Raw genomic sequence first — 12075 nt, forward strand, 5'->3', positions numbered from 1 at the left:
TCAACTTTTGCAGTAATATTACGCCATACAATAGAAAGGTCTGAGAGCTTAGTTCCCCTCTTCTGTATCGATTGTCTTTTTATCTATTATCTCGTTTGCTCTTTCAAGCGCAACTGTGATATTAGGACATACGTTTTCCTTGCTAAGAATCTCCGAAAAGCCGAACTTATCCAATGCCTCATGCACGTTGGGACGTACACCTGACAAAATAATCTGAATATCCTCACTCTGGGACTTCATACATAAGCTTTCCAGATTGTGCAATCCTGTAGAATCGATAAAAGGAACTTTACGCATACGAATAATCCGAACCAACGGTTTATCTCCAATAATCCGCATACTCTCTTCAAACTTATTGGCAATACCGAAAAAGAAGGGTCCGTCTATCTCATAAACTTCCACCTCTTTGGGAATAGAAAGCATATCTTCGTTCGTTCCGCTGTCGGTCGGATTTAATTCATCTGTAATAACAGATATCTGAGTGACATCCATAATACGTTTAAGGAAAAGAAATACAGCTAACAATAATCCGATTTCGATTGCTATTGTCAGATCAAAAATAACGGTCAGCAAAAAAGTTGTTACCAACACAACAACATCGGCTTTGGAGTTCCGCAGTAAAGCTAAGAACGAACGCCACTCACTCATATTATATGAGACTACAATAAGTATTGCCGCAAGACAAACCATAGGTATATGCTGAGTCAGTCCACCAAGAAACAAAACCACAAGCAGTAAAAAGGTAGCATGTACTATCCCTGCAACGGGAGTCCGTCCTCCATTACTTACATTGGTCATTGTTCGTGCCAATGCTCCTGTTGCCGGAATACCTCCGAACAGCGGAGCTATTATATTAGCAACACCCTGCGCAACAAGCTCCATATTGGAATTATTCTTCTCGCCCGTAACACCATCAGCAACATTCGCAGAAATCAAAGACTCTATAGAACCCAAAATCGCCAATGTAAAAGCATACGGAAACAATAGATTTATTGTTCTCATATTAAATGAGACACCTTCTATATCAGGCAATGTGCTTTTGAAACTAAATCGATCCCCTATCGTTTCTACAGAATCTATCCCAAGAAAATGCCTCAGACAGTAAGCCAAAACAGTAATAAAGATGACAGCCAAAAGAGACCCGGGTATTTTTTTTGAAATTTTATGGGAGAATATAATAATCAATAAACTCAACACCCCTACTCCAAAAGTTATATAATCAATAGTCGAGAAATTATTCAGATACAAAGACCATTTCCCTAAGAAATCAGGAGGAATATTATCAACATTCAATCCGAAAAAATCCTTTATCTGGGTCGAGAATATAGTCACGGCTATACCACTCATATACCCCACAATAACCGGATAAGGTATATATTTAATCACCACCCCAAGCTTAAGTACTCCCATGAGTATAAGCATTATTCCCGACATTATGGTTGTGATAACCAAGCCATCGAAACCAAACTGCTCTATAATATTGTAAACAACAACAATAAATGCTCCGGTAGGACCTCCGATCTGTACAGTACTACCTCCCAATGCAGAAATCACAAACCCTGCAATAATAGCCGTATAAAGCCCCTTTTCGGGACTAACCCCTGAAGCAATACCAAAAGCTATTGCCAAAGGCAAAGCAACTATCCCCACTATAAGCCCGGCCATGACATCTGCCATGAACTTATCTTTATTATAGCCTTTAAGAGAATCGAGTATCTGCGGCCTGAATGTTTTGAATCTATCCGAAACCATTGTTTTGAGTAGGTTATTTTTAAGGTCAGCAAAGGTATAAAATGATTTGCTGTTTAACGAAGTTATTCTCAGTATTAAATAGAAGGAAAGTTTATTTCCGCAAAATCGGGCTAAGCTTAATCAATAATATTTATCTTTATCGAAGAAGATATACTTAACCTGTATCTGGCCGGATACACCATATTTTAAATATTATGCAAAAAAATTTCATCCTCTTCCTGTTACTACTTTCGGTAAACCTCACCGGATTCTCCCAGAATTATGAATTAAAGAAAGACATTTCTTATATATCGGAGACCGAAAAAGATCCATATAAGAAAGATCGTTGTAAACTCGACATCTATTATCCTACTGACAAAAAAGACTATCCAACCATCGTATGGTTTCATGGAGGAGGACTGGAAGGTGGAGGAAAGGATATTCCTCAGGAACTGAAAGACAAAGGAATGGCAGTTATCGCCGTCAACTACCGGCTAAGCCCAAAAGCAACCAATCCGTCATATATCGATGATGCAGCCGCATCAATAGCATGGGTATTCCGTAATATAGAATCATTTGGAGGAAATCCTCAAAAAATTTATGTATCCGGACATTCTGCGGGAGGATACCTTGCTCTGATGGTCGGGCTTGACAAATCTTATCTGAATAAATACGGAATTGATGCAGACCGCATAAAAGGGTTTATACCCATCAGCGGACAAACCAATACCCACTTCACTATAAAAAAAGAACGGGGCTTACCTTACGACATTCCATATATAGATGAATATGCACCTATCAGCCATGCACGGAAAGAAGCATCACCAATTCTGCTTATTACAGGTGATAAAAATCTTGAGATGACAGCCCGTTATGAAGAGAATGCACATTTATATGCCATACTGAAAGCAGTAGGGCATAAAGATGTTACTCTATACGAACTCGAAGGGTTTGACCATGGAGCAGTGTATGCCCCCGGCTGCTATCTGGCCATCGACTGGATCAGAAAACATGAGAAGCAATAAAGTTTCAGAAACAGGGTAACGTTTGTAACCTTTGTCACCTTTTAAGGACAGAAAGGCATAGAGGTAATGTCTTATTCCCCATTTTTATTGCTATTTTTGTCCCCCGAACAAAATGATTTTTACACATTCTTTTTTATTGATGTTTGTATATAAGACTATTATATATGCTATGCTTGCATTAAGCATATTCGCATGTAAAAACAAGGACAAAGAAGCAGAAAAGACCGAAGAAAGTATACCGAAGGTGTACACTCGGTTTCGAGGTGATTATAAAACCTTCAACGATATGCCCGAAAAGCATTTGTCGGCAGCAATGGCTAAAGGTATCACCCCGATGATAAACAGGGAAGACACAGCCAAACATGTAAAAGACATGGTGAGGTTACCGATGGAGCTGAATCTGTATAAAATAGACAAGCTAACTCATTCCGTGCCTTATCTGGTTCCCGATGCGTCGGCTCTGCTTATTCAGATCTGTGCCAATTTCAGGGATTCTCTTAAGTCCAAAAAGCTGCCTTATTACAAACCTATCATAACCAGCATCACCCGCACGCAGGAAGATGTTACAGGATTGACTAAACGGAACCGTAACGCAAGCGACAATTCGGCTCACACTTACGGAACAACATTTGACATTTCGTGGAAACGTTTTCAGAAAATAGGAGTAAGCGGAACCAACGATGTCAGCGTAGATAAATTGAAGTTAATATTAGCTCAGGTATTACACGACCTGAGAGAAAGAGATAAATGCTACATAGTACATGAGCGCAAGCAGGCCTGTTTTCATATAACAGTACGATAAGGCTTGCTTTCAGATAAACCATTTTGGGATGAATCGCTATTTTATATATCTGGCATATAATGGAGCAAACTATTGCGGATGGCAGACCCAACCGAACGGGCTGGCCGTACAGGAATCAATAGAAAAAGCTCTGTCGACACTACTTAGAACTACTACTCCGATTGTAGGAGCAGGACGCACCGACGCCGGAGTACATTCGCGACGGATGGTAGCCCACTTCGACGGAAGTGTAGAAGACACGGAAGTACTCAAAGACAAAATGAACCGGATACTTGCCAATGATATTGTGATATATGATATTGTTCCGGTGACCAGTGACGCACACGCCCGTTTTGATGCCACATCCAGATTGTATCGCTATTATGTGACCACTCGCAAAGATCCGTTTATGCATCCATTCAAATATAAGGTACATGGCAACATGGATATCGACAGGATGAACCGATGCGCCAAGGTACTTTTCGAATATGAGGATTTTACCAGCTTCAGTAAACTGCATACAGACGTTAAAACGAATAACTGTACCATTATGCAGGCAGAATGGATACGGCAGGATGACGACTATGTATTTACGATCAAGGCAAACCGATTTCTCCGAAACATGGTACGTGCCATTGTCGGCACTTTGATTGAGGCGGGACGAGGCAAACTGGACGAACAGGGAATGCGGCGCATTATAGAATCGAAAGACCGGGGCGCCGCCGGATTATCAGTTCCTGCGCAAGCCTTATTTTTGGATGAGATAGAATATCCTTCACACTTATTTTTGAATAAAGATCACAGACCTTTTTATTATAACAGACAAGACCTGTTGTAACATAAAAATATACCTTTAAAATACAATCTTCTGATTATGTGGTTAGCTTTAGCCTTTGTTTCGGCTTTTTTCTTAGGATGTTATGATATAAACAAAAAGATGTCGGTGCACAGCAATGCGGTCATTCCCGTATTGTTTCTCAACACTCTTTTCTGTACGCTGCTGTTATCGCCGCTGTTTTTGATTTCCCGTTTTTCAGAAGAAACCTTAAGCGGCACAATATATTATGTACCGACGGTCACGCTGGAAGCACACGCATACATTATCCTGAAATCCATCATTGTACTTTCATCGTGGATATTCGGATATTTCGCCACCAAACATCTTCCGCTTACCATAACAGGCCCTATTAATGCAACCCGCCCTGTAATGACACTTGTAGGAGCTCTTCTTATATTCGGAGAACGTCTCAACCTGTATCAATGGATCGGAGTTTTGCTCACTATCGTTTCGTTTTTTCTACTCTCGGCTACAGGAAAGAAAGAAGGTATAAATTTCCGGCAAAACAAATGGATTCTGTTTATCTTCATTGCCGCTGTTCTTGGAGCAATCAGCGGATTATATGATAAATACCTCATGCAGAAGTTCAGTTCCACAGCTGTTCAGTTTTGGTATAACCTGTATCAATGCATCATGATGTTTGTTGTGCTTATCATTCTATGGTATCCAAAGAGGGAAAAATCAACTCCGTTTTCATGGAAATGGAGCATACTATTAGTCTCCCTTTTTCTGACAATAGCAGACTTTGTATATTTCTATGCTTTGGCTGATCCGGATGCTATGATTTCGATTGTCTCTATGGTTCGCCGGGGATCAGTTGTCGTATCATTCATCGGAGGAGTATTGTTCTTCCATGAAAAAAACTTAAAAGGGAAAGCTATCGATTTAGTTTTGATAATAATAGGGATGTTTTTCCTATATTTGGGTACAAAATAGGGGCGTAAGCTCATTATCCATGGAGAGAGCTACTCTCTTATTAATTCAGATCAGATTATTTTAAATATGAAAAAGATACTATCAGCACTATTTATACTTCTTCCTTTGATTAGTACAAAAGCTCAGGACATTGCTGCTCTTGTTGTAACAATGCCCGACAACATGACAATAGGCGTAACAGTGGATCAGAAGAAAGAACTGGCTGTTGCCGAAACCGATTCTATCGAAAAGAAAGTATTTGTAATAAACGCGGTAGGAGATTCGATTGAAAGACTGGCTTATTCGGACGATTATATTTCATTGAAAACTTCCGACGCAGGCACTCTTCAAATCAAACTATTGCCATTAGTAAACAATACCAATATAGTAGGAGTTATCACCACGGTTTGCGGAGATCTTTGCGACAGCCGTATCGATTTTTATACAACATCGTGGCAGCCATTGGATAAATCAACGTTATTTCCGACAATAAACAAAGATTCCTTTCTGAAGAAGGATATTGACCGCAATTCGGTTGATTATGTGAATGCAAGTGCTCCAGTTGATATGACTCCTGTAACATACAACTTTTCAGAAAAGGACAAAAACATTACAGTTGAATACCAGTTAGAAAATTATCTGGCAGCAGATGACTACAAAGCTATACAACCCTATTTAAACACAGAGCCTAAAATTTTCGAATGGAATAAATTCGCATACAAAGAAAAACAATAAAGTCTCTATTTTTTTAGCTCCATCCGACATTATAGCGAATGCAAGCTATATGTCGGTAAGTCTCTAAATTTGCCCCCTACTACAGTAACTTGTGATATTCGGGATGTCGGTCGATATACGTTTTCGTATATGGGCAAATAGGCAGCACCCTGTATCCGTTTGTTTCGGCAAAGTCCAGAAGAGCTTTGGTCATAGCTCCGGCTATACCCTGCCCTTCGTATTTAGTATTAACTTCGGTATGAGGTACAATCATGACTTTCTCATCAGTCAATTCGTAATCGACCAATCCTATAACTTCCGTATCGAGCTTGGCTTCAATACGGCTATTCGTGACATTATTTACAATCTTATATTCCATAGATTAAGGTCTCTGACCTATTTATTGACTTTGCAAGCATAACAGCAACAGCAGATTATAGCTTCAAAATACATCATTAAATATTTACTATTATTTATAAACAAAACTGACCTCTATTTGGTTTTAAGGTTTTCGGCTTTTTAGAATTAAGGTCTCAGTCCTTTTTATAATATTGCCAGATATCGATATCAGATACTTTTGAGAGATAATTCGGTTATTCACATATCCCTTTTCCAGAATTACATCTTTTGCCGTATCTTTGTTTATGATTAACGAGGTATGTTTACAGTATTTTATCTATTAGATGAGTTCTTTGAACAGTTGGCGTAAATCAATTATCAGTCAATAAAAAGGGAATGAGATTGCCGAAAAAAGTATCATCCGAAAAAGTGAATATAAAAAATGTAACTTTTGTTACCTTTTGGAAAATAATCCCAAACCCAGAGAGGTTTACCCTGACGGCAGTAAAATCCCTTTTAGGGGACAGAGGGATAAAAGCAACGGTGAGAAACGGACAAATTTGGTGTAACTTTTGTCACCTTTTTCATTTAGGCAACTGATAAACAAGGACAAACAAAACTTATAACTTTAATAATAAATAAACAGGTCTGCGACCTTATTTCGATTTGTAATGGGAAAAAATAAGCTGGCTAAGTTTGCCAATATGGAAGAATATCCTCATGTATTTCAATACCCGTTTTCGGTACTACGTGAAAAAGGGTTTGAGATGAAGGGCAAATGGAATGAACAATTCTTTAAAAATGACCACCCCATAGTTCTTGAACTGGGATGCGGCAAAGGAGAATATTCGGTTGGCCTTGCGAAACTATTCCCTGAAAAAAATTTTATAGGCATCGATATAAAAGGTGCACGTATGTGGACAGGTGCAAAACAGTCGTTGGAAGAATCGCTTTCGAATGTCGCTTTCCTGAGAACACATATCGAATTACTTGAGAATTTCTTTGCGCCATCGGAAATTTCGGAAATATGGATAACATTCCCCGATCCTCAAATGACCAAAGTCAATAAACGCATGACATCAACTCGCTTCATGAAACTCTATCGTAAGTTTCTGAAACCCGAAGGAGTCATTCATTTAAAAACTGACAGCAATTTTATGTTTACATATACATCGGCGATGGTCGATACAAACGAGTTGCCTGTATTATTCCGCAATGATAATTTATACGCATCGGATCTTCAGGATAAAATTCTAGGTATTAAAACCTACTACGAGCAGCAATGGATTGCACGGGGATTAACGATAAAGTATATTAAATTTGAGTGTATCGACAAAGCAGAATGGACTGAACCTGAGATAGAAATAGAACAAGACAGCTACCGTAGTTTTGGGCGTAATAATTCCCAGACACTGAGCAAACAATTATCGAAACAAGACGAATCAACTAAATAATAAAAAAGATGAGCATAAACATATATCCTAAGCTTATATTAGACGCTCTGAAAAATGTGCGTTACCCCGGAACAGGGAAAGATATTATCGAAATGGGATTTGTTTCAGATGATATCCATATTGATGGGAAAAAAGTGAGTTTTTCGTTAGTTTTTGAAAAACCGAATGATCCTTTTATCAAATCTGTGGTAAAAGCATGCGAAACTGCCATACTTACTTTCGTCGATCCCGATGTCGAAATCAAGGGAAATATCGAAGTTTTAACAAAAGAATTACCGAAGGCAGAACCTGCAAAATTATTACCGGATGTTAAAAATATCATCGCAATAACATCAGGAAAAGGCGGTGTTGGAAAAAGTACAGTGACTGCAAATCTTGCCGTTGCTTTGGCCATGAAGGGCTATAAAGTGGGGCTGCTTGATGCTGACATCTTCGGACCTTCCATGCCCAAAATGTTTAATGTAGAAGACGATCAGCCCTTTCTGGAAGCGGTAAATGGAAAAGAACTCATTGTTCCTATCGAAAAATACGGGGTTAAGATGCTTTCTATAGGTTTCTTTGTCAAGAAAGAAAGCGCAATAGTCTGGCGTGGAGCAATGGCCGGAAATGCACTGAAACAGCTAATCACCGATGGCAACTGGGGTGAACTCGATTATTTCTTAATAGACTTCCCTCCCGGCACAAGTGATATACACCTGACCCTGGTACAAACATTACCTATAACCGGTGCAGTGGTCGTAAGTACCCCTCAGGAAGTAGCATTAGCCGATGCCCGCAAAGGTATAGACATGTTTACCAATGATAAGGTCAATGTCCCTATTCTAGGTATAGTCGAGAATATGTCGTGGTTTACTCCTGCCGAACTTCCAGATAATAAATACTATATATTCGGTAAAGATGGAGCTAAGAACCTCGCTGAAGAAATGAATATTGAACTGATAGGACAGATACCTTTAGTACAAAGCATACGTGAAGGAGGAGACAATGGAAGCCCTGTTGCTTTAAACGAAAATTCGATTACAGGAGCCGCATTCGGCGTACTAGCTGACAATCTGGTTACTGCTGTTGACAAGAGAAACAAAGAGAAAGCACCAACCACAAAGGTTGATGTCAGTCATAAATAAACAAAAAGCGGCAGGATATAAAAATCCTACCGCTTTTTATTATTTCTTAACAATCACTTACATCTCTACTACAACAACTGAGCCATTAATTTCAATGTAATATTTTATACCACCTTGAATCTTATTTAGTTCTTTTGCGTTCAATTGTTTGAAATTATTCAATCCTGTCTTTTTCATAACCTTAATTATTTATTTGTTTAGTACAAAAAAAGCAAGGTTTTGCGACATCGTTTATAATTAAATTGTAATATTTTTCTAATATTTCTCTTGATATATTATTCTATTTAGCTACAATAACCGAAAATATATTCTTATATTTATCTTTACTTTAAGAATAAACAATATTTATGGAAAATGTATCATTCAGAGATAAATTATTAACCTGGGTATCAATAGTATTCGTGATACTTATCTTTTTATTTCAGGCAGGAATTATTTATAGTTTGTTCCAGACAAATATGAATCTTCTGACACGTGAGTTGAATTTACTCACAGACGAAGTTTATACTACCAGCCTAGATAAACGTCTTGATGCAGGAAAAAAAGATGTAGAAAATAAGATTAAAATTAAGGTTGATGATGCTCCGGAAGTACCGGATACAATTCAAGGTAAAAATGTTGTCTTTTTTAAGAAAGACAGTCTACCCAAGAACACCGAACAGATATCTCCATCTGCAATATTAAATCTGGCTATTGAAGAATTTATCAGTCAGACTCACCCACTCAATCTTGTAGAAATGAGCAAGGAAGTAGCTTCCGCTCTTAAACGTAATAATATAAATCTACGCTTTTATGTAGAGATCGTGGATCTGTCGACAAATAAAGTTCTGGAAACAACTCTTCCGGCAACAGCTCATCCGTCGAGTATACTGTCTTCCAAAAATCTGCCGTTAAATATAAAGCAGACTAAAGTCTTACGTATTGTACTGATCGAACCGATGAGTAAAATATATCCCCAAATGGCATGGATGTTAGTATTATCGCTCCTCCTGTCCTTAGTTTGTATCTACTGTTTATATTTCCAATTGAAAACACTGTCTAAACAACGCAAATTAGCGCACTTAAAAAGCGACTTCTTCTCTGAAGTATCACATGAGTTTAAACGTCCTCTATCTGTTCTAAAACAAGCTGTCAGCTCTTTAGATAACGAAAAGATTATAGGAGACAGAGACCGCAGATCCAAATTACTAAAAATAGCGGATCTGGAAATTACAAAAATGACAGAGAAAACAGAAATGCTATTAAGTTTGGCTATGGACGATGAAGGTATCTTCGAAGTCAATAAAACTGAGTTTGATTTTGTGAAAGTTGTTTATGACCTGGCAGATGAAGCTCTGGACACTACAACCAAACCAATAGATGTAGATGTGGTGAACGAAGTAAAAAATCCGTATATCATAGCTGACCAGTCTCACATAGAACAGGTTGTCTCTAACTTACTGGGAAATGCCATTAAATATTCGAAAGCTGTAATTGATATACACATAAGAATCTACGAAGAAGGAGCATACACCTGCATAAGTGTAAAAGATAACGGATTGGGAATTGCTGCAGACGATCTTAATGTTATATTCGATAAATATACACGAGTTGCCAAAACCGCCAATATCAAAGGTCATGGAATCGGGCTGAACTATGTTAAAAGAATCATCGAAAAGCACAAAGGAATCATCGATGTTGAGAGTGAAGTAAGCGTAGGCAGTACATTCACTATAAAAATACCTACTAATGGCTAAATATATCCTATAAATACATAACAGAGTATAGGCTGTAAAAGAACTTCTTTATTATCTTTGTTTATATTTTGACAAGCAAACTTTTACAGGCACTTTTTATTATTTATAAAGCAGTATGGCAAATATATTATTAGTAGAAGATGATGAGAACTTAGCATATATGCTCTGTGAAAATCTAGAGATTGAAGGCTTTGAAGTGAAGCACATCAACAAAGGGGCAAAAGCGTTAGCTGAACTCGAAGTGAATCTAGCTGACTTATTATTAATGGACGTTGATCTGGAAGATAATATAAGCGGGTTTGATGTTGCAGAAAGCGTTCGGATGGTTTATCCAACACTACCCATTATATTCACAACCGGGAAAACGCACTTCAAAGATGTTGAAAGAGGGCTTAAGCTAAGATATGTCGACTATCAAAAGAAACCTTACGGAACAAAAGAACTTCTGGCACGGATCAATAATCTGCTTAACAGAGTAGTAGAAACAAACGAGAAACGATTTGTATTCTCCGGATTCTCTTTCAATCCCATGGAGCAGATTGTATCAGTGGACGGCAATGAAATCCGGATAGCTAAAACCGAAGCTGCATTCCTTCGCTTATTATGTGAAAATGTCAACACCGTTGTTACTAAAGAAAAGATAGTATGGATATTGTGGAATGAAGAAGATGTTTACCAGAAAGAACACTCGCTAAACAATCTGGCGCACAAAATACGTAAATATCTGGAAGGAAACCCTTATGTAGACTTAGTTACAATCTCTAAAGTCGGATATAAACTTATAGATAACAAGTAATCCTGAACCCGCCTAATAAAAAATTAGATATCAAATAAAACAAAAAAGCATCCAATAATGGATGCTTTTTTATCTTATAAGACAGATATAATTACTCTTCTGTTTTATCTTCGCTTTCAGCTTTAGGAGCCTTAGCTGCTTTAGGAGCCTTCTCTTTAACTTCAGCTGCAGGAACAGCTTCTGTTGTATCAGCATCAGCTTTCTTTCTAGAACGACGTGTTTTAGGTTTAGCAGCTGCTTTAGAAGTTTCCTTAGCCATATTATCGTTGTAATCAACTAACTCAATAAAGCACATTGCAGCGTTATCACCAAGACGGTTACCTGTTTTAATGATACGAGTATATCCTCCCGGACGATCTGCTACTTTTTGAGAAATGTTTTGGAACAACTCAGTTACGGCAGTTTTACTTTGAAGTTCTTGGAAAACCAAACGTCTTGAATGAGTTGTATCTTCCTTCGATTTTGTGATGATAGGCTCAACAACTTTCTTCAAAGCCTTAGCTTTTGCCACCGTAGTAAAAATACGCTTGTGTAAGATCAAAGAAGCACACATGTTAGACAACATGGCATTTCTGTGCGTATTAGTACGTCCTAAGTGATTAAATTTTTTATTATGTCTCAT

General features: G+C 38.0%; 13 protein-coding genes. 9 read left to right on the plus strand and 4 right to left on the minus strand.

The window, feature by feature from the left end:
* Nucleotides 1–48: 48 nt before the first annotated feature.
* Nucleotides 49–1752 (minus strand): SulP family inorganic anion transporter, encoded by a 1704-nt coding sequence (locus AABJ51_RS11840; protein ID WP_338372736.1) that lies wholly within the window; start codon nucleotides 1750–1752, stop codon nucleotides 49–51.
* Nucleotides 1753–1946: 194 nt separating this feature from the next.
* Between AABJ51_RS11840 and AABJ51_RS11845 the strand changes: the two genes are divergently transcribed.
* The 5 genes from AABJ51_RS11845 (at nucleotide 1947) to AABJ51_RS11865 (ending at nucleotide 6025) form a co-directional block, all read left to right on the plus strand.
* A complete protein-coding gene (locus tag AABJ51_RS11845; protein ID WP_134436917.1) occupies nucleotides 1947–2756 on the plus strand; it encodes an alpha/beta hydrolase in 810 nt (269 codons plus the stop codon).
* Between the two features lie 139 nt (nucleotides 2757–2895).
* On the plus strand, nucleotides 2896–3558 hold the full coding sequence (locus tag AABJ51_RS11850) for a DUF5715 family protein (protein ID WP_134436918.1): 663 nt from the start codon (nucleotides 2896–2898) through the stop codon (nucleotides 3556–3558).
* A gap of 28 nt (nucleotides 3559–3586) precedes the next feature.
* A complete protein-coding gene (gene truA / locus AABJ51_RS11855) occupies nucleotides 3587–4375 on the plus strand; it encodes a tRNA pseudouridine(38-40) synthase TruA (RefSeq protein ID WP_338372737.1) in 789 nt (262 codons plus the stop codon).
* A 36-nt stretch (nucleotides 4376–4411) separates the two neighbouring features.
* Nucleotides 4412–5311, plus strand: a complete 900-nt coding sequence (locus AABJ51_RS11860; protein WP_338372738.1) for an EamA family transporter — start codon at nucleotides 4412–4414, stop codon at nucleotides 5309–5311.
* A gap of 66 nt (nucleotides 5312–5377) precedes the next feature.
* On the plus strand, nucleotides 5378–6025 hold the full coding sequence (locus AABJ51_RS11865) for a DUF3256 family protein (RefSeq protein ID WP_134436920.1): 648 nt from the start codon (nucleotides 5378–5380) through the stop codon (nucleotides 6023–6025).
* A 79-nt stretch (nucleotides 6026–6104) separates the two neighbouring features.
* Here the strand turns inward: AABJ51_RS11865 and AABJ51_RS11870 are convergent, their stop codons facing one another.
* Complete coding sequence (locus tag AABJ51_RS11870; RefSeq protein WP_026627001.1) at nucleotides 6105–6383, minus strand: GNAT family N-acetyltransferase; 279 nt, start codon at nucleotides 6381–6383, stop codon at nucleotides 6105–6107.
* Nucleotides 6384–7014: 631 nt separating this feature from the next.
* Between AABJ51_RS11870 and trmB the strand changes: the two genes are divergently transcribed.
* Both trmB and AABJ51_RS11880 read left to right on the plus strand, forming a co-directional pair.
* Nucleotides 7015–7797, plus strand: a complete 783-nt coding sequence (gene trmB / locus AABJ51_RS11875) for a tRNA (guanosine(46)-N7)-methyltransferase TrmB (RefSeq protein ID WP_320973913.1) — start codon at nucleotides 7015–7017, stop codon at nucleotides 7795–7797.
* Nucleotides 7798–7811: 14 nt separating this feature from the next.
* The gene (locus AABJ51_RS11880; RefSeq protein ID WP_320973949.1) at nucleotides 7812–8921 is read left to right on the plus strand and encodes an Mrp/NBP35 family ATP-binding protein; all 1110 of its coding nucleotides are present in this window, start codon (nucleotides 7812–7814) and stop codon (nucleotides 8919–8921) included.
* Nucleotides 8922–8978: 57 nt separating this feature from the next.
* Here the strand turns inward: AABJ51_RS11880 and AABJ51_RS11885 are convergent, their stop codons facing one another.
* Nucleotides 8979–9098, minus strand: a complete 120-nt coding sequence (locus tag AABJ51_RS11885) for a ComC/BlpC family leader-containing pheromone/bacteriocin (protein WP_084158571.1) — start codon at nucleotides 9096–9098, stop codon at nucleotides 8979–8981.
* 170 nt (nucleotides 9099–9268) lie between these two features.
* Here AABJ51_RS11885 and AABJ51_RS11890 point away from each other — a divergent pair, with 170 nt between their 5' ends.
* On the plus strand, nucleotides 9269–10657 hold the full coding sequence (locus AABJ51_RS11890; protein ID WP_338372739.1) for a sensor histidine kinase: 1389 nt from the start codon (nucleotides 9269–9271) through the stop codon (nucleotides 10655–10657).
* A gap of 115 nt (nucleotides 10658–10772) precedes the next feature.
* A complete protein-coding gene (locus AABJ51_RS11895) occupies nucleotides 10773–11453 on the plus strand; it encodes a response regulator transcription factor (protein WP_026626997.1) in 681 nt (226 codons plus the stop codon).
* A 91-nt stretch (nucleotides 11454–11544) separates the two neighbouring features.
* On the opposite strand, the gene rplQ is transcribed toward AABJ51_RS11895, so the two are convergent.
* Nucleotides 11545–12075, minus strand: coding sequence for a 50S ribosomal protein L17 (gene rplQ, locus AABJ51_RS11900; protein WP_338372740.1), 531 nt, complete (start codon nucleotides 12073–12075; stop codon nucleotides 11545–11547).

This window comes from Indolivaga capnocytophagoides, from assembly GCF_036511535.1.
GTDB lineage: Bacteria > Bacteroidota > Bacteroidia > Bacteroidales > Dysgonomonadaceae > Dysgonomonas_A > Dysgonomonas_A capnocytophagoides.